Source organism: Halomonas terrestris (assembly GCF_049166755.1).
Taxonomy (GTDB): domain Bacteria; phylum Pseudomonadota; class Gammaproteobacteria; order Pseudomonadales; family Halomonadaceae; genus Halomonas.
On the sequence record NZ_JBMHFZ010000011.1, the window covers coordinates 65,950 to 88,296 of the forward strand.

Here is a 22,347-nt window from a genome sequence, read left to right on the forward strand (position 1 = left end):
GTAGATCGAGTCAATGGCGCCAACTTTGCGACATTTGCCTGCCGCCTGGCTAGTGGGCCATCGTTTAGGATGCGTTTAGGATGCCCTATGGTATCGCGCCGGGGGATCAGGCCGGCTCGTCGTCGTCCTCGCCGGCGCCGGGCTGGGGCTCCAGGGCGCGGCTGGCGTCGGGCAGGCGCACGGTGTCGCCCAGGGCGAGCTTGCCGTGGGATTTCTTGCGTCGGCCGTTGTCGGCCGAGATCAGCGCCACGACCTCGCCGATGCTGGTGCCCTCCACGTAGGCCTCGACCCTGACCCGCACGATGGCGCCCTCGTGACGGGCCGAGAGAACGTCGCCGGGCCCCGGGTCCGAGTGACCCGAGGGATCCCGCTCGAAGTGGTGCATGACGCTGTCGGTGCCGGGGTCGTCCCAGTCCACATGCTTGTGCATGGTGCAGCCCTCCCGTGATGCGCGGGGTGGTCATGGTGTCCCGCTCCACTGAGCCTAGCCGAGCGCACGGGAATGCCAAGCCGATCGAGCTGGCCGCGAAAGCGAGAAGCCCACCTGGCGGCGGGCTTCTCGGCGGTGCGAAGGCTTACTTCTTGCTGGCGCGCTTGCGCTCGTTCTCGGTGAGGTGCTTCTTGCGCAGGCGGATATGGTTGGGGGTGATCTCCACCAGCTCGTCGTCGTCGAGGAACTCGATCGCCTGCTCCAGGGTGAACTTCACCGGCGGGGTCAGCACGATGTTCTCGTCGTTGCCCGAGGCGCGCATGTTGTCGAGCTTCTTGCCCTTGGTGGGATTGACCACCATGTCGTTGGCGCGGTTGTTGATGCCCACCAGCATGCCCTCGTAGACCTCGGTGCCGTGGTCGATGATCAGCTTGCCGCGCTCCTGCAGGGCGTAGAGGGCATAGGCCAGGGCCTTGCCGGGGACCATGGAGACCAGCACGCCGTTGCGACGCTCGATGGAGGCGTCGGGCTTGAGCGGGCCGTAGTGGTCGAAGCGGCTGGTGAGGATGCCGGTGCCGGAGGTCAGGGTCATGAACTGGCCGCGGAAGCCGATCAGGCCCCGGGCGGGAATCATGAAGTCCAGGCGCACGCGGCCCTTGCCGTCGGGGTTCATGTTGGTCAGCTCGCCCTTGCGGTAGCCGAGCTCCTCCATGATGGCGCCCTGGTGCTGCTCCTCGCAGTCGATGATCACCTCCTCGTACGGCTCCTGCTTGACGCCGTCGATCTCGCGGATGATCACCTCGGGGCGGCCCACCGCCAGCTCGAAGCCCTCGCGACGCATGGTCTCGATCAGTACCGAGAGGTGCAGCTCGCCGCGGCCGGAGACCTTGAACTTCTCCGGGGAGTCGCCCTGCTCGACGCGCAGCGCCACGTTGTGGATCAGCTCCTGCTCGAGGCGATCCTTGATGTTGCGGCTGGTGACGAACTTGCCGTCCTTGCCGGCGAAGGGCGAGTCGTTGACCTGGAAGGTCATGGAGACGGTGGGCTCGTCCACCGACAGCGGCGGCAGCGCCTCGACGGCGGCCGGGTCGCACAGGGTGTCGGAGATCGCCAGGTCGTCGATGCCGGTGATGCAGATGATGTCGCCGGCACTGGCCTTGTCGGTCTGCACGCGCTCCAGCCCCAGGTGGGTCATCACCTGGCCGACCTTGCCCTTGCGGGTGGTCCCGTCGGTGCTCACGACCACCACCTGCTGGTTGGGGCTGACCGCGCCGCGCTTGATGCGGCCCAGGCCGATGACGCCGACGTAGCTGTTGTAGTCCAGTGCCGAGATCTGCATCTGGAAGGGGCCGTCGAGCTCCACCTTGGGGGGGTCGACGATGTCGACGATGGCCTGGAACATGGGGGTCATGTCCTCGGCCAGCGCCTCCGGCTCGGGGCCGGCGATGCCGTTGAGGGCCGAGCAGTAGATGATCGGGAAGTCGAGCTGCTCGTCGGTGGCGCCGAGGTTGTCGAACAAATCGAAGATCTGGTCGATGACCCAGTCGGGGCGCGCGCCGGGACGGTCGATCTTGTTGACCACCACGATGGGCTTGAGGCCCTGGTCGAAGGCCTTCTGGGTGACGAAGCGGGTCTGCGGCATGGGGCCGTCGACGGCGTCGACCAGCAGCAGTACCGAATCGACCATCGACATCACGCGCTCGACCTCGCCACCGAAGTCGGCGTGCCCCGGGGTATCGACGATGTTGATGTGGTAGTCCTGGCCATCGGGGGCCTGCCAGCGGATCGCGGTGTTCTTCGCCAGGATGGTGATGCCGCGTTCCTTCTCCTGGTCATTGGAGTCCATGATGCGCTCCTGCCCCTCGGCCTTGCGGTCCAGGGTGCCGGACTGGCTGAGGAGCTTGTCGACCAGGGTGGTCTTGCCGTGGTCGACGTGGGCGATGATGGCAATGTTGCGAAGTTTCTCGATCACGACGCGATCCTGCTGGGAAAAAGTGGGGACGCATTATAGGGGCAGGGCGGTGGCCCCTGCCAGCATTGTCAGCGGTTATCTCACGATACGACGGGCCCGATGCGGGAATTCAGTGGCTTGGAGAAGGCCGGGATGGTCTCGTTGTCGGGACGATCGGCCCCGTCGGCCCGTGCGGGGCCGACACGCGGGCGACGTTTCAGGCCTGGCCGATGGCCAGCCGCTGCTTGACCCGGCCGAAGGCGTCCAGGGCGAGTTCCAGGTCGTCGCGCTCGAACGCCGCCGACATCTGGGTGCGGATGCGGGCCTTGCCCTTCGGCACCACGGGATAGGAGAAGGCGGTGACGTAGACGCCCTCCTCGAGCAAGGCCTCGGCGAACCGGCCGGCGAGGGCGGCATCGTCCAGCATCACCGGCACGATGGGGTGCTCGCCGGGCAGCAGCGTGAAGCCCAGCCGCTCGAGGCCGGCGCGGAAGAAGGCGGTGTTCTCCTCGAGCCGGGTGCGCAGTCCGGTGGACCCGCCGGCCAGCTCTAGTGCCTCCAGGGCCCCGGCCACCACCGGCGGGGCGACGGTGTTGGAGAACAGGTAGGGGCGCGAGCGCTGGCGCAGCAGCTCGATCACCTCGCGGCGACCGCTGGTGTAGCCGCCGCTGGCGCCGCCCAGTGCCTTGCCCAGGGTGCCGGTGGTGATGTCGACACGGTCCATGCAGCCCAGGCGCTCGTGGGTGCCGCGCCCCCCGGCACCGAGGACGCCGGTGGCATGGCAGTCGTCGAAGTGCACGAGTGCCCCGTGGCGCTCGGCCAGGTCGCAGATCGCGTCGAGCGGGGCGATGTAGCCGTCCATGGAGAAGACGCCGTCGGAGGTGATCAGCTTGAAGCGGGCGCCGTCGCGGTCGGCGGCCTGCAGCTGGGCCTCGAGGTCAGCCATGTCGCGGTTGCGGTAGCGATAGCGCCTGGCCTTGCTGAGCCGGATGCCGTCGATGATGCTGGCGTGGTTGAGCTCGTCGGAGATGACGGCGTCCTCGGCCCCCAGCAGTGTCTCGAACAGCCCGCCGTTGGCATCGAAGCAGGAGGGGTAGAGGATGGTGTCCTCGGTGCCCAGGAACTCGCTCAGCCGCTGCTCCAGCTGCTTGTGCAGGGTCTGGGTGCCGCAGATGAAGCGCACCGAGGCCATGCCGTAGCCCCATCGCTCGAGCCCTTCCCTGGCGGCGGCATTCACCGCCGGGTGCTGGGCCAGGCCCAGGTAGTTGTTGGCACAGAGGTTGAGCACCTCGCGCCCCCGTTCGATCGCCACATGGGTGCCCTGCGGCGAAGTCAGCAGGCGCTCGTGCTTGGTCAGGCCGGCCGACTCGATGGCGTCGAGCTCGCGGCGCAGGTGGTGTTGAAAGTCCCCGTACATCACGTCACTCCCAGTTCAGAACGACCTTGCTCGCCTCCCCGACCAGCATGGCATCGAAGCCCCGCTGGAACTCGGTGTGGGGCAGGCGATGGGTGATCACCGGCGAGATGTCGAGCCCGGAGTCGACCATCACCGACATCTTGTACCAGGTCTCGTACATCTCGCGCCCGTAGATGCCCTTGAGGGTCAGCATGTTGAAGATCACGGTGTTCCAGTCGATGGCGATCTCCTCGGTGGGGATGCCGAGCATCGCCACCTTGCCGCCGTGGCACATGTTGGCCAGCATGTCGCGGAAGGCGGCAGGGCTGCCGGACATCTCGAGGCCCACGTCGAAGCCCTCGCTGAGCCCCAGTTCACGCTGCACGTCGGGGAGCTTCTCGTGGCGCGCGTCGACCGTGCGGGTGGCGCCCAGGCGCCTGGCGAGTGCCAGGCGCCCCGGGTTGAGGTCGGTGACCACCACGTGGCGCGCCCCGGCGTGGCGGCACACCGCGGCGGCCATGGCGCCGATGGGACCGGCGCCGGTGATCAGCACGTCCTCGCCGAGCAGGTCGTACTGCAGGGCGGTATGCACGGCATTGCCCAGCGGGTCGAACAGTGCCGCCACGTCGAGGTCGATGCCCGGCCTGTGCTCCCAGACGTTGGACATGGGCAGGGCCACGTACTCGGCGAAGGCGCCGGGGCGGTTCACGCCGATACCGCTGGTATGGGCGCAGAGGTGGCGACGTCCCGCCAGGCAGTTGCGGCAGCGGCCGCAGACCACGTGGCCCTCGCCGGAGACGACTTGCCCCGGATGGAAGTCGTTGACGTTGGAGCCGATCGCGACGATCTCGCCGACGAACTCGTGGCCGACCACCATGGGCACGGGGATGGTCTGCTGCGCCCAGCTGTCCCAGTTGTAGATGTGCACGTCGGTGCCGCAGATGGCGGTACGCTTCACCCGGATCAGCACGTCATTGATGCCGATGTCCGGCTCCGGAACCTCTTCCAGCCACAGGCCCGGTGCGGCCTCCCGCTTGACCAGCGCTTTCATGGTCATCCCCCTGGCTGTCGTGGTGTGTCGTGGCCCGTGGCGATCTGCCGCGAGGCGTGCGGTACGCAAGGCTACCTTCCAGTATCGCAGAATCTCACGCTTCGCAGGCTGGCGGGCAAGGGTCAGCTCTCGCCGGTTCGCGAAGCCCCCGGACGTTTCCAGGAGGCGGCGGCGGGGGCCTGGCGGTCACCCCGGGCAGCGCCGGGGTCGCACGGCCCGGGCCTGCACCCGGGCCTGGCAGGCATGCAGTCGCTCCAGCAGTTCGGGCAGGGCCGCGGCGCCCAGGGCAGGGTCGAATCCCCCGATGCGATCGAACCACTCGCGTGCCACGCACAGGCCATCGGCGGGAGGCGAGCGTGACAGCCGTTGCCACAGGCGAAGCAGGGGGTGTCGGGGGCGCGAAGGCAGGACCAAGGCATCCCAGCCGCGGTGCTCGGGCGGCTTGGCGACACAGGCCAGCCAGTCTCCGGGCAGGGGATGGGACGGGGCGGGAAAGACCAGGAGCTTCCCCTGGCTGTTTGCCACCGCGGCATTGAGGCGACTGCCCAGGGGCTCGCCCGAGCAGGGGAAGAGGCGGGCGTCGAAACGGCGGGCCAGTCCGGGCAGGCGCGTATCACCGGTATCGTCGACCAGCAGCAGCTCGCTACGGATGTCCCGGCGCTGCAGCTGCTCTCGCAGCACCGCCAGGCGCCGGGGGAGTCCGGCCCCCGTCGAGCGGGCATCGAGGAAAATGCTGCAGGTGAACATGCTCGGGCGCGCTCCGATGGACACCAGGGTATGGCGCCGGAGCGAATCGCGGGAGGGGGGTCCCAGACCGGTGCCGTGATGTAAAAGAGTGTAGCTTTTGGTTGTTTAGCGTTTCAATGCGTTTCCAGGATGATATTCATGGAGCGAGGGCAGGACATCTGCCCTGCCGTGGCATGAGTCGTTCCCTCAGGGGGGGTTGATCTCATTTATGCCCCAGCCTGGTGCATCACGGCATCGTCATGCACCAGGCGCGTGCGAGTGCGGGGCGCCAAGTGGCTCCCGGGAAGGAGTCACGGCCGCCATGGTGCAGGCTCCCCTCCCTTTATGATTGGAAAATGCAAGTAAAATCATTCTGTTGTGTCTTTGTCACGTCATGGTGGTGCAACTCTGGCACGCTGCCTGCATTGTATTGGGCAGCGCCATGCTCGTGCATGGTGGCCGTGGGCAGCCAGCCTGCCGCGTGCTACAACATTTGCTGGAACCAGCCAGCGCCAGCGGATCATCATCCAAACGTACCGAGCCAAGCTCACAGTGGAGGACATCATGTCTGCCAAGACTCTCGCCCTGATTGAAGAAAACGACGTCAAGTGGGTCGACCTGCGCTTCACCGACACCCGCGGCAAGGAGCAGCACGTCACCATCCCCGCCCGTGACGTCGACGAGGAATTTTTCGAGAACGGCCAGATGTTCGATGGCTCCTCCATCTCCGGCTGGAAAGGCATCAACGAGTCGGACATGATCCTGCGCCCGGAGGACGGTACCGCCTACCTCGATCCCTTCACCGAGGATGCCACCCTGGTGCTGCGCTGCGACATCATCGAGCCGGCCACCATGCAGGGCTACGAGCGTGACCCGCGCTCCATCGCCAAGCGCGCCGAGGCCTACCTGCAGTCCACCGGCCTGGGCGACACCGCCTTCTTCGGCCCGGAGCCCGAGTTCTTCATCTTCGACGAGGTGCACTGGAAGTCCGACATCGAGGGCTCCATGTACAAGATCACCTCCGAGGAGGGCGCCTGGTCCACCGATCGGCCCATCGAGGGCGGTAACCTGGCCCACCGTCCGCGCGTCAAGGGCGGCTACTTCCCGGTGCCCCCGGTGGACAGCTTCCACGACATCCGCGGTGCCATGTGCAACACCCTGGAGGCCATCGGCCAGAGCGTCGAGGTGCATCACCACGAGGTGGCCAACGCCGGCCAGAACGAGATCGGCGTCAAGTTCAACACCCTGGTGAAGAAGGCCGACGAGGTTCAGGAACTCAAGTACGTGATCCACAACGTGGCCCACGCCTACGGCAAGACCGCCACCTTCATGCCCAAGCCGCTGGTCGGCGACAACGGCAGCGGCATGCACGTGCACCAGTCCTTCTGGAAGGAGGGCGTCAACCAGTTCGCCGGTGACGAATATGCGGGCCTCTCCGAGATGGCGCTCTACTACATCGGCGGCATCATCAAGCACGCGCGTGCCCTGAACGCCTTCGCCAACGCCTCCACCAACTCCTACAAGCGCCTGGTGCCGGGCTTCGAGGCGCCGGTGATGCTGGCCTACTCGGCCCGCAACCGCTCCGCCTCCATCCGCATCCCCTACACCGCCAGCCCCAAGGGCAAGCGTGTCGAGCTTCGCTTCCCGGACCCGACCGCCAACCCCTACCTGTGCTTCGCGGCGATGCTGATGGCCGGCATCGACGGCATCAAGAACAAGATCCACCCCGGCGACGCCATGGACAAGAACCTGTACGACCTGCCGCCGGAAGAGGGCAAGGCCGTGCCCACCGTGGCCCACAGCCTCGACCAGGCCCTGGAGGCCCTGGACCAGGATCGCGCCTTCCTGACCGAAGGCGGGGTGTTCACCGATGACATGATCGATGCCTACATCGAACTCAAGATGGAGGATGTGGAGCGCATCCGCATGACCACCCATCCGATCGAGTTCGACATGTACTACAGCTGCTGATGGCGCCCGCCGCGCCGTGGATCGGTAGCGGCGCCGGCTCGTTGAACGCAGAAGGGGTTCCGCCATGGCGGAACCCCTTTCTTATGTACACTATCCAAGGGACAGGTTCGGGATGCCAAATGACAGGCCGTGCCGCCAGGCCGGCCACGATGCAGGGGAATCCGTATGAACAAGGCACTCGCAGTGCTGGCGCTGGGGCTCTCGGTGAGCCTGGTGGCCCAGGCGCAGACCATCTATCGCACCACCGACGCCCAGGGCAACGTGGTCTTCACCGACAACCCGGAGCGTGGCGGCGAGGAGGTCGAGCTCGCCCCCCTCACCGTGGTGCCCTCCCGGGAGGAGGTGCGGGCAGCCCCGCCCCGGGACGAGGGCCGCGCCCCGGTGGCCTCGCCGGGACAGCCCTTCATGCCCTACGACAGCTTCCGGATCCTGGCGCCGGCCCATGAGGAGACGCTGGAGACCGGCCATGCCGGCAACATCCAGGTGGAACTCGGCATCGAGCCGGAGCTGCGTGAGGACCATCGGGTCCGGCTGCTGCTGGATGGCCGGGTCAGCCAGTCGGCCATGCACACCAGCGCCTTCATGCTCACCAACCTGGACCGTGGCGAGCGTGTGCTGCAGGCCGAACTGCTCGATGCCAATGGCGAGGTCCGTCATCGCACCTCGCCGGTGACCCTCTACGTGCAGCGGGCCAGCGTGAACCTGCCCCAGAACCCCAACCGGCCCGATTAGCTGCCCCCTCGCCGGGCATATCCGCCGCTGTGCCCGGACGGCAGCCCGAGGCCCTGTCGTGAAGCATCGCGTGACGACAGGGCCCTTGATCCCATGGATCGCGCCGAGCGTATCCGCCGCAGCGTCGACCTCGAGTTCCAGTCCCTCGACCGGGCGGAGCGACGCCGCGAGAGGCGTCGCCTCGAGCGCCGCGCACCCACCCGTGACGAGTTCGACGGGCGTCGATTCGAACGGCGCGGGTTCCGCCATGCCGACCCGGAACGGCGCTTCGAGTCCCCTCATCCTTGAGCCGTGCGGCCACTCCACCGGCCTCTCCCCTTGCTGGTGCATTCGCTCGTCGCCATGGGTGACCGACGTGCACCGCATTCCGGCGTGCACTATTGTGGTGCACTACAGGCGTGCAGACAGGCACCGAAACGGCGCCAGGGCGCTTCGCGTGGTGCTGGCGCGCTTCTTGCAACGTTATCGGCAGTACGCCTTGCCATGTCCGGACGGGGCGGCGAGACGAGAGATCACAGCCCCTCCACGGACGGTGAGCGGGACAACGCCATGATTCGAGAAGGCCCGATGTATCAACGCTTGATGGAACACCTGACCACGGCGGTGCTGCTGCTGGACGGCGAGTTGCGCCTGTGCTGGATGAACCCCTCGGCCGAGGCGCTGCTGGCCGTGAGCCTGAGCCGGGTCGAGGGTCTCGAGCTGACAGCCGTGGTGAGCAGCGCGGACGGTCTGGGTGAGGTGCTGGGCAAGGCCCGCGACGAGTTCCACCCCTTCACCCAGCGAGAGGCGCGACTGGTGATCGCCACCGGCGATGCGCTCACGGTGGACTACACGGTCTCGCCGCTCAGCGCCGATGAGCTGCTGCTGGAGATCGAGCCGCGTGACCGCCTGATGCGCATCTCCCGCGAGGAGGCGTTGCTGACCCGCCAGGAGACCATCAAGGTGCTGGCCCGCGGGCTGGCCCACGAGGTCAAGAATCCCCTGGGCGGCATCCGTGGTGCCGCCCAGCTGCTCGAGCGAGACCTCGACGACCCCGGGCTCAAGGAGTTCACCCGGATCATCGTCGAGGAGGTCGACCGCCTGCGCGACCTGGTCGATTCGATGCTGGGCCCCAACCGGGTGATCCGTCATGAGCCGCTGAACATCCACAAGGTGCTGGAGCGTGTGCGCTCGCTGCTGATCGTCGAGCGGCCGGGGGTGCATATCGAGCGCGACTACGATCCCAGCCTGCCGGACCTGTCCGGTGACGAGTCACAGATGATCCAGGCGGTGCTCAACGTCGCGCGCAATGCCGTGGAGGCGATGACCGAGGCCGACATCGCCGAGCCGCGGCTGGTGCTGCGCACCCGGGCCCGCCGCCAGTTCACCCTGGGGGCCGAGCGCCACCGGCTGGTCTGCGAGGTGGCGATCATCGACAACGGGCCGGGGGTTCCCGAGGCGCTGCGCGAGACGCTGTTCTACCCGATGGTCTCGGGGCGGGCCGACGGCAGCGGACTGGGCCTGTCCATCGCCCAGTCGATCCTGCACCAGCACCAGGGGCTGATCGAGTGTGACTCCTCCCCCGGCCGTACCGAATTCCGACTGCTGATTCCGCTGGAGAAGCGCCATGACTGATGTCGCACGTGTCGTGATCGTCGACGACGATCGCGCCATTCGCTGGGTGCTGGAGCGTGCCCTGGCCCAGCCCGACCTGGAGGTCGAGTGCATCGAGCGCGCCGATACCGCCCTCGGCCGGCTGCTCGACGATCCGCCCGACGTGCTGGTCACCGATATCCGCATGCCGGGCATCGACGGCCTGGACCTGATGTCGCGGGTGCGCGACGCCCACCCCGACCTGCCGGTCATCGTGATGACCGCCCACTCCGACCTCGAGAGCGCCGTGGCTTCCTACCAGGGCGGGGCCTTCGAGTACCTGCCCAAGCCCTTCGATGTCGATGAGGCGCTGGCCCTGGTGCGGCGTGCCGTGGCCCATGCCCGCGAGCGCAAGCGCCCGGTCAGCGTGCCCGAGGGGCTCGACGCCGAGATCATCGGCGAGGCGCCGGCGATGCAGGAGGTGTTCCGGGCCATCGGCCGGCTGTCGCATTCGCACATCACGGTGCTGATCAACGGCGAGTCGGGGACCGGCAAGGAGCGCGTCGCCCGTGCCCTGCATCAGCACAGCCCGCGGGCCGGCCACCCCTTCATCGCCCTGAACATGGCGGCGATCCCCCGGGACCTGATCGAGTCCGAGCTGTTCGGCCACGAGAAGGGCGCCTTCACCGGCGCCACCGCCCAGCGCCAGGGGCGTTTCGAGCAGGCCAACGGCGGTACCCTGTTCCTCGACGAGATCGGCGACATGCCCGCCGAGACCCAGACGCGGCTGCTGCGGGTGCTGGCCGACGGGGAGTTCTACCGGGTCGGCGGCCACACGCCGGTGAAGGTAGACGTGCGCATCATCGCCGCCACCCACCAGAACCTGGAGACCCTGGTGGACGACGGGCGCTTCCGCGAAGACCTCTTCCACCGCCTCAACGTGATCCGGGTGCACCTGCCGAAGCTGGCCGAGCGGCGCGAGGACATCCCGCGGCTGACCCGCCACTTCCTGGCCGAGGCGGCCAAGGAGCTCGCCACCGACGTCAAGGTGCTGACCGCCGAGGCCGAGGCGCACCTGACCCGCCTGCCCTGGCCGGGCAACGTGCGCCAGCTCGAGAATACCTGTCGCTGGCTCACCGTCATGGCCTCGGGCCGCGAGGTGCTGATCGAGGACCTGCCGCCGGAACTGCGCAACGGCAACGCCGGCGAGGGCGGCAACGGTGACTGGCGCACGGCCTTCCGCGACTGGGCCGACCGGGCGCTGGCCGCCGGCCATACCCACCTGCTCGAGGAGGCGGTTCCCGATTTCGAGCGGATCCTCATCGAGACCGCGCTCAAGCACACCGGCGGCCGCAAGGGCGAGGCCGCCGAGCTGCTGGGCTGGGGGCGCAACACCCTGACGCGCAAATTGAAGACGCTATTGCCGGCGCTGGCCGAGGGGGAGTGACGCGTAGGGCTTATCCGAGCAGTCGGCGAGCCAGCAGGCGTTGCATGTCGCGGCGGCTGTCCGCGATCAGATAGACCACCACGCGGTCATCGAGCCGCCGGTAGAGGATCCGCACCGGTGGCTCGATGACCTGGCGGTAGTCGCGGATGCCAAGCTCCAGCAGTTCGCGGGGGTGACTGCCGCGTTCGGGATACTGCCCCAGCGACATGATGCGCGCCTCGATGGCGGCGAGCAGCTGCTCGGCCGCAGGGGGCGAGTCTTCGGCGATAAAGTCGTGGAGTTCGCGAAGGTCCTCGAAGGCCGAGGCCGTGAGCTCGACCCGCAGCGCCACGGCTAGCGATCCCCGCGGCGCAGTCGCTGGAAGCCCTCGGCGGCATCCAGCGTCTTGCCCTGCTCGACCTCCTGGTTACCCAGCGCCAGGAGCTTCAGCAGTGCCAGGGTTTCCTGGGTCTGCTCATAGCTCCGGATGTCCTGCACGACCAACCTGGCTTCGCCGTTCTGGGTGATCACCATGGGCTCGCGCAACTCGTTGAGCGAGCGGGAAATCTCGGCGGCGTGGGCCTTCAGATAGCTGATCGGCTTGATGTTCTCTGAGTATTTCATGGCGTTCGTGCTTCGCGCGTGGGAGTGAACTGAATTTAGTCCTTATTTGGTGCCATGACAACCGGGGGGCTGGGCCAGTACCGTGCGCCAGGGCTGGGCGGCGGGGCCATCGGCTGCCAGAATGGGGTTCTCAAGGAGAGCTTGCCCATGACGCAGATGAGCTGGGAGCGGCTGCTGGACCCGAGCCGGCTGCACGACAGGCGCGACGAGCGCCCCGGGGGCGGCCGCGACGAGATCGGCCGCAGCCCCTTTCACAAGGACCATGACCGGATCGTCTTCTCCGGCTCCTTCCGCCGCCTGGGCCGCAAGACCCAGGTGCATCCCCTGACCGACAACGACCATATCCACACCCGCCTGACCCACTCCCTGGAAGTGGGCTGCGTGGGCCGCTCGCTGGGGATGATCGTCGGTGAGCTGCTGCGCGAGCGCTTGCCCGACTGGATCACCCCGGCGGACCTGGGGGTGATCGTCCAGGCTGCCTGCCTGGGGCACGACATCGGCAACCCGCCCTTCGGCCATGCCGGCGAGTACGCCATCCGCGACTGGTTCAGCCGTGCCGCGGGCGATGGCAGCGGCCTGCTCGAGGGACTCTCCGAGCGGGAGCGCGAGGATCTGCTGACCTACGAGGGCAATGCCCAGGGATTCCGCATCGTCACCCAGATCGAGTACAACCAGTTCCGCGGCGGCATGCGCCTGACCACGGCCACCCTGGGCACCCTGCTCAAGTACCCCTGGACCGTGGAGCACGGCGGAGCGGCGGGCAAGTTCGGCTGCTACCAGAGCGAGCGGGAGCTGCTGGGCGAGGTGGCCGAGCGGCTGGGGCTGCTGCCCCGTGGCGACGGGCGCTGGTGTCGGCACCCCCTGGCCTGGCTGGTGGAGGCCGCCGACGACATCTGCTACGCCCTGCTCGACCTGGAGGATGGCCTGGAGATGGGCATCCTGCGTTTCGACGAGGTGGCCGAGGTGCTGACCCAGATCGCCGGCGGCGAGCCGTCCGGCTATGACGAGATGCTGCGCGGCGGGGTCTCCCAGCGGCGGCGTATCGCCGCGCTGCGCGGGGCGGCGATGGAGCGGGCGGTGAACGACGTGGGCGCGGTCTTCGTCCAGCATGAGGGCGCGCTGCGCAGCGGTACCCTGCAGCAGGACCTGCTGGAACTCTGCCACCCGGACCTGGGTTGGGGGGTGAAGGCGGCCAAGCAGCTGGCCCGTGAGCGGATCTTCCAGAACGAGCGCAAGGCCAAGCTGGAGATCGGTGCCTACACGACGCTGGGCATTCTCCTGGAGGCCTTCATCGGCGCGGCCCATGAACTGCACCACCACGGTCGCTCCACCTTCAAGCACCAGCGGGTGCTGGCGCTGATCGGCGAGAACACCCCGCGCCCCTCCTGGTCGCTCTACGCCAGCTATCGGCGGATGCTCGACTTCATTGGTGGCATGACCGACCACTACGCCGTGGACCTGGCCCAGGAGATGGGCGGGCGCCTGAGGGGAGACTGAGCGCATGCGACCGGGCTGGATGAGGCACCTGCTCGCCGGAGTGGTCGTCCTGCTGCTGGCGGCGACCGCCGCGGCCGACGAGCCGCTGAGCCGGCTGCAGGGCGAGGGGTTCGCGCACTATACCCTGGCGTTGACCTGGCACCCCGGTTTCTGCGAGAGCCGGCGCTCGCCTCCCCGGGAGTGCCGGGAGCCCGAGCTGCGGCGGGGCGCCGAGCAGGGGTTCGTGTTGCATGGTCTCTGGCCCTCGCTGCCCGAGCGGTTCGCTGCCCGGGGGGTGGACCGGCGTCGCTGGTGGCAGGAGGGTTGCTTCCTGGAACGGCCGCGTGCCGACGGGAGCTTCTGTCGCGCCCATCCGCCCTTCGGCCTTCCCGAGACGCTCGGCGAGTCGCTGGACGCGGCCATGCCGGGGCGCGCCAGCTGCCTCGACCGCTACCAGTACGCCAAGCATGCCGCCTGCCTGGACCTGCACGAGGTGGACTATTTCGCCGCCTCCGTGGCCCTGGTCGAGAGGGTCAACGAGAGCGCCTTCGTGGCGCTCAACCAGGGCGGCGAGGTGAGCCGCAACGACCTGATCGGTGCCTTCGAGGCCGCCTTCGGCGAGGGCAGCGGCCGGGCGCTGCGGCTGGAGTGTCGCGGGCGCGGCAATCGGCTGCTGACCGAGGTACGGATCGGCATCGCGACGGCGCGGCTGGAGGACTTTCCGGCCGCGGGCAGCCTGGTGCGCCAGGACCGCGGCCGCTGCGCGACCCGGGTGCGGATCGCCACCTTCGACTGACGCATGGCGGTGGCCGGGCTCAGATCGAGGGGGCTTGCAACTGGCGTTCGTCGAGCCGGGCGGCCCGCTCCAGCAGGGCGGCGATCACGGCGTCGTGGGTGCTGTCGTCGATCTCGCCCAGGTGGGTGCGGGTGATCCGGGCGGCGAGATCATCGCCGCTGATCACCATCAGGTCACTCGCCGCCTCGCTGGTGTCGATGTCCCAGCCGGGCAGCGTCAGCACGCCCATCACCGCCACCTTCCTGCCGGTACGCTTCTGCAGCCAGGCGGACAGCCAGCGAGTGGCCTGGCGGGTCTTCAGCAGTGGCTTGCGCTCGCTCCAGCCGGGGAAGCGCAGGCGTTCCCGCTCCACGCTGACCACATTGATCTCCTTGCCGTCGGGCGTGAAGGGGCGGGTGCGGGCGCGGGTCTCGACCACGAAGACGCCGTGGGGCGTGACCGCCACATGGTCGATGGTGTAGCTGTCGGTGGGCACGTCATGGAAGACGTAATAGGGGTGGGCCTCGGGGCGGATCAGCGCCTCGAGTGCCTGGCCCACCGCCAGTTCGCACGCCAGCCCCAGCTTGATCCGCCGGATACGCTGGAAGTCGCGGATCAGCAGCAGGCAGAACACCAGCACCAGCACGGTGCTCAGTGCCCCGTAGAGGGCCCACTCGACCCAGTACTGCCGGTCGGCGAAGAGCATCCGCCCCATGCCGTAGACCAGCGGCGCCAGGGTGACGATGGGCCCGAGCGCGCCGTTCAGGAAGAGCCCGGCGAAGGCACTGTCCAGGCGATCACGCAGGGCCTGGCCCGGCTCGCGCAGGGTATGGGCATCGAAGGGGGAGCGCACCCGGGCGTCATGCAGGTTGCGCAGCGCCAGCACGATCACCGCCGTGGCGGCGAGAGGGAAGAGGAAGATCAGGGGCAGCAGGTATTCCAGCCAGGCCATCGGGGTTCCTTACCCTGGGGGGAGAGCCCCCATTCTAGACAACCTCGTCCCCTCAGGGCCATGCTGATAGGCTGTCGGGCGCGTCTCGGGTCGGGCCCGGCGGCCTCCCGGAGTGCTTCAACCGCCAGTGCAGGGCCTTTCGATGCAGCAGCCTTCCCCCGCGATGATGTCAGCCGATACCCGGGCCCTGGCGGCCTTCGTGGCGGCGCATCCGCGCCTGGCGGTGCTGACCGGGGCCGGCATCAGCACCGCCAGCGGCATCCCCGACTACCGCGACGCGCGCGGTGACTGGAAACGGCCGCCACCGATGCAGCACCAGCAGTTCATGACCAGCCACTCGGCACGCCAGCGCTACTGGGCACGCGCCCTGGTGGGCTTTCGAGCCCTCAGCGAGGCCCGGCCGAACGAGGCTCACCGGGCCCTCGCCCGGCTCGAGGCGATGGGCCTGGTGGAGGGCGTGATCACCCAGAACGTCGATGGCCTGCACCAGTCGGCGGGCTCGCGGCGGGTGATCGACCTGCACGGGCGGGCCGACCTGGTGCGCTGCATGGGCTGCGGTGCCCGGCGCATGCGCCACGCCCTGCATGACGAACTGGAGCGCGGCAATCCGCACTGGGCGACCACGGGAACCCGGGCCGGACCGGACGGCGATGCCGACCTGGAGCGGGACTTCTCCGGCTTCCGGGTGCCGAACTGCGAGCGCTGCGGCGATGGCATCTGGAAGCCGGACGTGGTGTTCTTCGGCGACAGCGTGCCGAAGGCGACGGTGGCGGCCGCCCATGGGCTCCTGGAGGCCAGCGATGCCCTGCTGGTGGTGGGGTCGTCGCTGATGGTCTATTCGGGATTCCGCTTCGCCCGGGCCGCGTCCCGGGCCGGCAAGCCGATCGTCTGCCTCAACCTGGGACGGACCCGGGCCGATGATCTCTACGCCCTCAAGGTCGAGGCGCCCGCCGACGAGGGGCTGGCGACACTGGTGGCGGCGCTCAGCGGCGGGGTGCCAGCGGCAGTTCGATGACGCCCCCGGCGGGAGGCACCGGCTCCGGGCTGGCATGGGTCACCCGACCCGCCTCGCGCAGCTCGGCATGCAGTTGTGCGGTGCCGGCCCGCTCCAGGGCGCGGCGATCGACCCGGAGCACCACCGCCCAGGGGGAGCTCCCCGGCCCGGTGGTGCGGGTCTCGGCCAGGGTGCCGCTGCCGTCGGTGGCCTCCAGGCGTACCCTCAGCTCGGCGTCGGGCCCCGGAGACAGCGGGGTTTCGGGGATCACCTCGGCACGCAGCTGCTCGAAGTCGGGGGTGCCGGTACAGCCCGCGAGGCTGAGCACGGCCAGCAGCCCCAGGGCGATGACGCGCCCCAGGGGCGGTCGTGGTGGATGCTGCATGATGGGCTCCTCAGCCGCCGGCCAGCTTCACGGAAAAGCCGCGGCGCTCCAGTTCCGCCCTGAGCACCTCGCGGTGGTCCCCCTGGATCTCGATGACCCCCTCCTTGAGCGACCCGCCGGTGCCACAGCGCTTCTTCAGTGTCTTGGCCAGTGCCTTGAGCTCGGACTCCACCAGCGGCACGCCCGAGACGGTGGTCACCCCCTTGCCCTTGCGGCCGCTGGTCTCGCGGCGAATGCGCACGATGCCGTCGAGTTCGGCCAGGCGGGCGGCGTCGGCCTGCTCTGCACAGCGGCAGTCGTCCAGGGGATGATGGCAATCGGGGCAGATGTCGCCATGCTCGGTGGAATACACCAGGCCGCTGAGCTGGTCCTGCAGGGAGGCCATGGCGGGCTCCTTCAAGTGGAGAGTGTCGAGCCGATGATAGCGTCTGCGGGGCCGGCTTGCATGGCGTGCCGGGAGTCAGGAGGCGGAGACGGCCATGCTCCGGGCCTTGACCAGTCGGGCGATGATGGTGGGCAGCTGGAACATGCTGCTGATCATGATGGCGCCTTCCGGTGTCTCTTCCGCATCCGGATAGCGGTTGAGATGGATCACCGTCATGCCGGCCGCCAGTGCGGCCCTGACACCGACGATGGCGTCGTCGATGGCCACGCAGTCCTCGGGGGCGTGCCCCATCATGCTGGCGGCATGGAGGAAGAGGCAGGGGTCGGGCTTCCAGCACCGGGCGGTGTAGCCGCTGAACAGGCGATCGTCGAAACACTCGGCGAGGCCGCTGCTCGTCAACGAGGTGCGGATCTTGAGCTCCGGGCCATTGGACACCACCGCCATGGGGTAAGCGGCCAGGGCGGCGAGTGCCTCGGGGGCACCGGGGACCGGCAGCAGCTCCGTCTCCAGGCGACGCATCAGGTTGCGGCGCATCTCGCCTTCCATGGTCTCGAGATGGTCGGGATCGACCTGGCCATGGCGGCTCTGCAACTCGGCGACGATATGGCGGAAACGGGTGCCGCGGAATTCGCCCATGTAGTCGCTGGCGAGGAAGGGCAGGCCGACGGCACTCAGGGCATTGGCCATCTCGGCGGCCAGCAGCGGCTCGCTGTCGACCAGGGTGCCGTCACAATCGAAGAGCAGACAGAGGGTATGTGCCATCGCCGGACGTCTCGCGCAGGTCATGGGCTAGTACGAACAGTGTTCTGTATATCGGCAGGTCCCGGGATTCCTTGAACGTCTGAGCGACATATCTTTACGAACGCTGTTTCCGAACAGTATTGCTACATTTCCGCGGTTCTGCAAGGTGCGACCAAGGTCGAATGCATTGCCCATGCACGGCGCATCGCCGGTCAGGCCGGGATGGCGGCCAACCGGGCCACCACCGCCGGTAGCTCGCTGGCGTGGCGGATGGCGATGGCGCCGTCGGGAGTCGCCTCCTCCTCGGGGAAGTGGTTGAGGTGCACGACGTGCATGCCGGCGGCGAGCCCGGCGGCGACGCCCACGGCGGCGTCGTCGATCACCACGCAGCGTTCGGGGGCCTGGCCCATGGCGGCGGCGGCCTGGCGGTAGAGTTCCGGGTCGGGCTTCCAGACGTTCAGGGTGTAGGCGCTGAACAGGTTGTCGCCGAAGTGCGGCGCCAGGCCGGTGCTCTCCATGGCACAGCGGATCTTGCGCTCCGGGCCGTTGGAGACCACCGCCTTGGGGTGGGCGGCCAGGGCGTCGAGCGCTGCCGACATGCCGGCGATGGGCCGGAGCTCGGCGCGCATGCGAGCCTCCATCCGCTCGCGCATCTCGCTCTCCATCACCGGGAAGCGCCCGTCGACCAGGGCGGCATGCCGCGCCTCCAGGGTCTCGACGATGCTCCGGAAGCGCACCCCGCGGAACTCCTCCATGTACTGCCGGGCGGAGAAGGGCAGGCCGAAGGCCGGCAGGATCTCGCCCATCACCTCGGCGAGCAGGATCTCGCTGTCGACCAGGGTGCCGTCGGAGTCGAAGAGCAGGCAGAGCGGTGGGGTCATGGGAACTCCTTCATGAGGTGAGGGGAGGGAGGGAGCCTTCGAGCTCGTTCAGCCGGGCGCGACCCGGCAGGCCCTCCATGTCGCCGAGCACCTGCACCGCCTGGGCGCCGATCAGGTTGCCGCGGCGCACGGCGGCCCGGGGCGAGAGGCCGTCGAGCAGGGCGCTGACCACGCCGACCGCGAAGCCGTCGCCGGCGCCCACGGTGTCGATGACTTCGGGCACCGCGAAGCCGGGGACGGTGAAGCTCTCCTCGCGACCGGCGAGGCTTCCCCGATAGTAGCTGCCCTCCGGGCCGAGCTTGATGACCACGGCGCGTGCGCCGTGGTCCAGGTAGAAGCCGGCAATGTCGTGGGGCGTATCGAGGCCGGTCAGCAGGCGGCCCTCGGCGAGTCCCGGCAGCACCCAGTCGGCCCTGGCTGCCATGGCGTTCAGCGTCTCGCGCATCTCGGTCTCGCTCGGCCACAGGCTGGGGCGCAGGTTGGGATCGAAGGAGAGGCTGGCTCGCGCCGCCCGGGCGCGCTCGAGCATCGTCTCGGTGAGCTCGCGACAACTCGTCGAGAGCGCCGGGGGAATGCCGGTGGCATGCAGGTGGCGCAGCGCCGAGAAGTCGACATCGTCGGCATCGGCCGGCGAGAGGTGGCTGGCGGCGCTGCCCTGTCGGAAGTACTCGACCCGGGGATCGGCGCCTTCCTCGGCACGCTCCTTGAACACCAGGCCGGTAGGGTGCGCGGGGTCGCTGTGCAGGTGGCGGCAGTCGAGGCCCTCGGCCTCCAGGGTGCGGCGGATATAGGTGCCGAAGCCGTCCGTGCCGACCCGGCTCAGCCAGCCGACGCGGAAGCCGAGGCGGGCCAGGCCGATGGCCACGTTGGTATCGGCGCCGGCGATGCGTCGCTGGAAATGCTCGACCCCGGCCAGCTCGCCGGGGCTCTCGGCAATGAACAGGGTCATGGCCTCGCCGAAGGCGAGAATCTCGGGGGATGTCGTGGTGATGTTCATGATCGCTCCTGGGACGGGAGGCGTGTCGAGCCGCGAGGGATCAGGCTCGCTTGAAAGTGGAGGTGGCGTGGCGGCATCTCGCCGGCCTCGTCAGGGCGGTGCAACAGTCGGTCGACTGCGGCCTGGCCGATCATGGCCGTGGGTTGGGCCAGGGTGCTGATGCCGGGGCCGACCAGCTCGCACCAGTCGAGTTCGTCGATGCCGAGCAGCCCGGTCTCGCCGAGGCGGATGCCGAGCCCCTGGAGCGCTCGGGTGACCGCGAGGGTGACATTGCCGTTGGCGCACAGCAGCGCCCGGGGAGTGCGGCCCGGCCGGGCGAGGAAGGTGGCGATGCCCTCGCTCAGGGCCCCATTGCAAGCTTCCGGCTCCAGGCAGAGCGCCTCGCCCGCCAGGCCTCGCCCGGCCAGCCCCTGCCGGAATCGCTCGAGGCGTCGTCGGCGCGAGCTGACCTGTTCCGGCGGCTGGCTGATGTAGAGCAGCTCCCCGTAGCCCTGGCTTCCCAGGTGGTCGAGTGCCATGTCGATGGCCCTGGCATTGTCGAGCCCCACCACCTCAGCCTCGACCTCACCCAGCTCGCGATCGAGCAGCACCAGCGGGGTGCCCTGATCGACCAGGGCCTGGAGTTCGCGGTCGGGGCTGCCGGCGGCGTTGACCACCAGTCCCTCGACCCGGTAGGCGGCGAGCAGCGCCAGGTGGTCGCGCTCCTGGGAAGGGTCGTTGTCGGTATTGCAGACCATCAGCGAGAATCCCCGGGCGCGACAGGCCTGCTCCACGCCGTGCATCACGGCCACCGAGAAGGGGTTGCGGATATCCGCCACCAGCATGCCGATCAGCCGTGAGTGCCCCCCCTTGAGACCGCGCGCCATCTGGTTGGGACGATAGCCGAGGTGCCGGGCCGCCGCGGCGATGCGCTCCTGCAGTGCCCCGGAGAGGCGTTCGCGTTCGCCACCGAAGTAGCGCGACACACTGGTCTTGGAGACGCCGGCGATCCTGGCGACCTCGAGGATGGTGGCATGTCGTGGTGGCGTGGTCGGCATGGGGGTGATGAAGCCCGATGGGAACGTTCCCATCCTAGTATGGCCGGATGCCCTCGGCAAGCCGCAGGACGGCGTCCGGCGGGTGGTCGAAACGCATCCGCCTGGCTGTGCCCACGAGTCCCATGTGCCAGATATCGCCACTCCTGCGGGGGTGCCCGGCTGGCATCCCGGATATCCTTGCAATGCATAAATTGCTGATTTATAGGGTTTATGTTGGATCCTGGCCGCACCTTGGCCCGCTCCCTGCAACCGTCAGGGCGAGCAGGACATGCCGGAAGAGACCCGGCCATCAGGCCTCGCCGGCATGACTCGAGAAGCCCCTGGCTTCACAAGGAAACTCAAGTTCAGACTCCATTGGAGGTGCGAACATGATGTCCAAGGAATTCCTCAAGAAACTCGGTATCGTCGGTATCACTTTCGGCCTGGCTGCCAGCCCGCTGGCCTTTGCCGACTTCCATGAGGAAGAGGAGCAGGAAGGCGTTCCTCAGGAAGAGACGGCGCCGGATGCTGGCGGTAATACCGAAGCGGATGCTGGCCTGGATACCACCACCGAGTACGAGAACGAGGAAGAGGAGTTCGAGTACGAGGAGGAGAATGAAGAGGAAGAGTGGGAAGAGGAGGAGGATGACGATCAGGGCTGGTAATCCCTGAGGCTGCCCAGGGAAGGGCGGTGGATTCTCCCATCGGTTGACGCCTGTGGCGTCAGCGACCTCGACCGCCTCCGGCTCTGCCGGAGGCGGCTTTTTTCGGTACTTCGCGCCTCAGCCTCGGCGCTTCGCCCAGGCCGCCTCATTGACCAGGCTGACGGGGTGTTCGCCCTTGAGTGCCAGGGTGATGTTGTCGACGGCCCGTTGCGCCATGGCATCGCGTGTCTCGTGGGTTGCCGAACCGATGTGCGGCAGGGCCACCACGTTGGTCATGTGCGGCAGGGGCGACTCCGGCGACAGCGGCTCCTGCTCGAAGACATCGAGCCCGGCGGCGCGTATCTGCCCCTTCTCCAGCGCGGCGATCAGCGCCGATTCATCGACCACCTTGCCGCGGGCGATATTGACGAAGATCGCCGAGGGCTTCATCTGCGAGAACTCGTGGGCGCCGATCAGGTGCTCGGTCTCGGCGGTGAGTGGCACCGTCACGCAGACGAAGTCCGACTCGGCGAGCAACTCGTCCAGCTCGCGCCGCTGGGCGCCGAATTCGGCCTCCAGCGCCGGCTTGGGCGAGGCGTTGGCGTAGAGGACCTGCATGCCGAAGCCCAGTGCTCCGCGGCGGGCCACGGCGGCGCCGATGCGGCCGAAGCCGATCATGCCCAGGGTCTTGCCATGGACGTCGCAGCCGAAGTGCCGCTCGTCGATGCTCGCCTGCCAGTCACCTCGCTTGACCAGCTCGGCCAGCTCGATCGCCCGGCGAGCCGCGGCCATGATTAGCAGGAAGCCGGTGTCCGCGGTGGTCTCGGTGAGCACGTCGGGGGTGTTGCAGAGCAGGATACCGCGGCGGGTCAGTTCCTCCACCGGGTAGTTGTCGTAGCCCACCGAGATGGTGGCGATGGCCTCCAGCTGCGGGGAAGCATCGAGCAGCGCAGGAGTGACGCCGATCCCGGCACCGATCAGCCCGTGGGCTTCGGCCATGGCCTGGCGAAAGGCCGGGTCGTCGGCGGAGTCGAGCTCGGCGAAGTGATCCACATGGAAATCGCGACGCAGGGCCTCGAGGTGGTGGGGCTTGATCCGCCGATAGGCGACGATACGCTTGGTCATCTGGGCTCCTTCCTGATCGAGGTTGGCAGCTTCCAAGCCTAGCAGCCTGCCAGGGAAAAGGGCGGCCCGATGGGCCGCCCCGATGCCGTCCGTCGGT

At 68.4% G+C, this 22,347-nt stretch carries 24 protein-coding genes; 9 read left to right on the forward strand and 15 right to left on the reverse strand.

Annotation, left to right across the window (positions count from 1 at the left end; genetic code table 11):
- Positions 1-106: 106 nt before the first annotated feature.
- The 5 genes from ACOMD9_RS12120 to ACOMD9_RS12140 all read right to left on the reverse strand — a co-directional run bounded on the left by ACOMD9_RS12120 (position 107) and on the right by ACOMD9_RS12140 (position 5,575).
- Positions 107-430 (reverse strand): hypothetical protein, encoded by a 324-nt coding sequence (locus ACOMD9_RS12120; protein ID WP_421415194.1) that lies wholly within the window; start codon positions 428-430, stop codon positions 107-109.
- A 145-nt stretch (positions 431-575) separates the two neighbouring features.
- On the reverse strand, positions 576-2,402 hold the full coding sequence (typA, locus tag ACOMD9_RS12125) for a translational GTPase TypA (protein WP_421415196.1): 1,827 nt from the start codon (positions 2,400-2,402) through the stop codon (positions 576-578).
- A 196-nt stretch (positions 2,403-2,598) separates the two neighbouring features.
- Positions 2,599-3,798 (reverse strand): glycine C-acetyltransferase, encoded by a 1,200-nt coding sequence (gene kbl, locus ACOMD9_RS12130; RefSeq protein ID WP_421415198.1) that lies wholly within the window; start codon positions 3,796-3,798, stop codon positions 2,599-2,601.
- A gap of 4 nt (positions 3,799-3,802) precedes the next feature.
- On the reverse strand, positions 3,803-4,828 hold the full coding sequence (tdh, locus tag ACOMD9_RS12135) for an L-threonine 3-dehydrogenase (RefSeq protein ID WP_421415200.1): 1,026 nt from the start codon (positions 4,826-4,828) through the stop codon (positions 3,803-3,805).
- A gap of 186 nt (positions 4,829-5,014) precedes the next feature.
- On the reverse strand, positions 5,015-5,575 hold the full coding sequence (locus tag ACOMD9_RS12140; RefSeq protein ID WP_421415202.1) for a glycosyltransferase family protein: 561 nt from the start codon (positions 5,573-5,575) through the stop codon (positions 5,015-5,017).
- 543 nt (positions 5,576-6,118) lie between these two features.
- On the opposite strand from ACOMD9_RS12140, the gene glnA reads away from it, so the two are divergent.
- From glnA to ntrC, 5 genes are all read left to right on the forward strand, one after another.
- Positions 6,119-7,525 (forward strand): glutamate--ammonia ligase, encoded by a 1,407-nt coding sequence (gene glnA / locus ACOMD9_RS12145; RefSeq protein ID WP_421415204.1) that lies wholly within the window; start codon positions 6,119-6,121, stop codon positions 7,523-7,525.
- Positions 7,526-7,690: 165 nt separating this feature from the next.
- Entirely contained in the window at positions 7,691-8,257 is a 567-nt protein-coding gene (locus tag ACOMD9_RS12150; protein ID WP_421415207.1) for a DUF4124 domain-containing protein, read from the forward strand.
- Positions 8,258-8,350: 93 nt separating this feature from the next.
- A complete protein-coding gene (locus tag ACOMD9_RS12155) occupies positions 8,351-8,545 on the forward strand; it encodes a hypothetical protein (RefSeq protein ID WP_421415209.1) in 195 nt (64 codons plus the stop codon).
- Between the two features lie 279 nt (positions 8,546-8,824).
- Entirely contained in the window at positions 8,825-9,871 is a 1,047-nt protein-coding gene (glnL, locus tag ACOMD9_RS12160; RefSeq protein ID WP_421415212.1) for a nitrogen regulation protein NR(II), read from the forward strand.
- Positions 9,864-11,276 carry a nitrogen regulation protein NR(I) gene (ntrC, locus tag ACOMD9_RS12165; RefSeq protein ID WP_421415214.1) on the forward strand — a complete coding sequence of 471 codons (1,413 nt, stop codon included), beginning with the start codon at positions 9,864-9,866 and terminating at the stop codon, positions 11,274-11,276. Before glnL ends, ntrC begins: the two co-directional genes overlap by 8 nt.
- A gap of 10 nt (positions 11,277-11,286) precedes the next feature.
- On the opposite strand, the gene ACOMD9_RS12170 is transcribed toward ntrC, so the two are convergent.
- The gene (locus ACOMD9_RS12170) at positions 11,287-11,607 is read right to left on the reverse strand and encodes a type II toxin-antitoxin system RelE/ParE family toxin (RefSeq protein WP_421415217.1); all 321 of its coding nucleotides are present in this window, start codon (positions 11,605-11,607) and stop codon (positions 11,287-11,289) included.
- Between the two features lie 2 nt (positions 11,608-11,609).
- A complete protein-coding gene (locus ACOMD9_RS12175; RefSeq protein WP_421415219.1) occupies positions 11,610-11,879 on the reverse strand; it encodes a type II toxin-antitoxin system Phd/YefM family antitoxin in 270 nt (89 codons plus the stop codon).
- Between the two features lie 147 nt (positions 11,880-12,026).
- On the opposite strand from ACOMD9_RS12175, the gene ACOMD9_RS12180 reads away from it, so the two are divergent.
- Positions 12,027-13,376: a deoxyguanosinetriphosphate triphosphohydrolase gene (locus ACOMD9_RS12180; RefSeq protein WP_421415221.1), complete on the forward strand. Its 1,350-nt coding sequence runs from the start codon at positions 12,027-12,029 to the stop codon at positions 13,374-13,376.
- A gap of 4 nt (positions 13,377-13,380) precedes the next feature.
- A complete protein-coding gene (locus ACOMD9_RS12185) occupies positions 13,381-14,151 on the forward strand; it encodes a ribonuclease T2 family protein (protein WP_421415224.1) in 771 nt (256 codons plus the stop codon).
- Positions 14,152-14,170: 19 nt separating this feature from the next.
- Here ACOMD9_RS12185 and ACOMD9_RS12190 read toward each other — a convergent pair whose 3' ends face one another.
- Positions 14,171-15,082 carry a nuclease-related domain-containing protein gene (locus ACOMD9_RS12190; protein ID WP_421415226.1) on the reverse strand — a complete coding sequence of 304 codons (912 nt, stop codon included), beginning with the start codon at positions 15,080-15,082 and terminating at the stop codon, positions 14,171-14,173.
- A gap of 142 nt (positions 15,083-15,224) precedes the next feature.
- Between ACOMD9_RS12190 and ACOMD9_RS12195 the strand changes: the two genes are divergently transcribed.
- Positions 15,225-16,097 (forward strand): NAD-dependent protein deacetylase, encoded by an 873-nt coding sequence (locus ACOMD9_RS12195; RefSeq protein WP_421415228.1) that lies wholly within the window; start codon positions 15,225-15,227, stop codon positions 16,095-16,097.
- Here ACOMD9_RS12195 and ACOMD9_RS12200 read toward each other — a convergent pair.
- The 6 genes from ACOMD9_RS12200 to ACOMD9_RS12225 all read right to left on the reverse strand — a co-directional run bounded on the left by ACOMD9_RS12200 (position 16,066) and on the right by ACOMD9_RS12225 (position 20,535).
- Positions 16,066-16,461, reverse strand: a complete 396-nt coding sequence (locus ACOMD9_RS12200) for a hypothetical protein (RefSeq protein ID WP_421415229.1) — start codon at positions 16,459-16,461, stop codon at positions 16,066-16,068. The two genes, ACOMD9_RS12195 and ACOMD9_RS12200, sit on opposite strands and share 32 nt — an antisense overlap.
- A 10-nt stretch (positions 16,462-16,471) precedes the next feature.
- Positions 16,472-16,846 (reverse strand): translation initiation factor Sui1, encoded by a 375-nt coding sequence (locus tag ACOMD9_RS12205; RefSeq protein ID WP_421415232.1) that lies wholly within the window; start codon positions 16,844-16,846, stop codon positions 16,472-16,474.
- 75 nt (positions 16,847-16,921) lie between these two features.
- A complete protein-coding gene (locus ACOMD9_RS12210; RefSeq protein WP_421415234.1) occupies positions 16,922-17,608 on the reverse strand; it encodes an HAD family hydrolase in 687 nt (228 codons plus the stop codon).
- 191 nt (positions 17,609-17,799) lie between these two features.
- Positions 17,800-18,468 carry an HAD-IA family hydrolase gene (locus ACOMD9_RS12215; protein ID WP_421415237.1) on the reverse strand — a complete coding sequence of 223 codons (669 nt, stop codon included), beginning with the start codon at positions 18,466-18,468 and terminating at the stop codon, positions 17,800-17,802.
- Between the two features lie 10 nt (positions 18,469-18,478).
- A complete protein-coding gene (locus ACOMD9_RS12220; RefSeq protein WP_421415239.1) occupies positions 18,479-19,465 on the reverse strand; it encodes a sugar kinase in 987 nt (328 codons plus the stop codon).
- Positions 19,462-20,535, reverse strand: a complete 1,074-nt coding sequence (locus tag ACOMD9_RS12225) for a LacI family DNA-binding transcriptional regulator (RefSeq protein WP_421415241.1) — start codon at positions 20,533-20,535, stop codon at positions 19,462-19,464. Before ACOMD9_RS12225 ends, ACOMD9_RS12220 begins: the two co-directional genes overlap by 4 nt.
- A gap of 335 nt (positions 20,536-20,870) precedes the next feature.
- On the opposite strand from ACOMD9_RS12225, the gene ACOMD9_RS12230 reads away from it, so the two are divergent.
- Positions 20,871-21,146, forward strand: coding sequence for a hypothetical protein (locus ACOMD9_RS12230; RefSeq protein WP_421415243.1), 276 nt, complete (start codon positions 20,871-20,873; stop codon positions 21,144-21,146).
- 117 nt (positions 21,147-21,263) lie between these two features.
- Here ACOMD9_RS12230 and ACOMD9_RS12235 read toward each other — a convergent pair whose 3' ends face one another.
- Positions 21,264-22,250 (reverse strand): 2-hydroxyacid dehydrogenase, encoded by a 987-nt coding sequence (locus tag ACOMD9_RS12235; RefSeq protein ID WP_421415244.1) that lies wholly within the window; start codon positions 22,248-22,250, stop codon positions 21,264-21,266.
- Positions 22,251-22,347 lie beyond the last annotated feature (97 nt).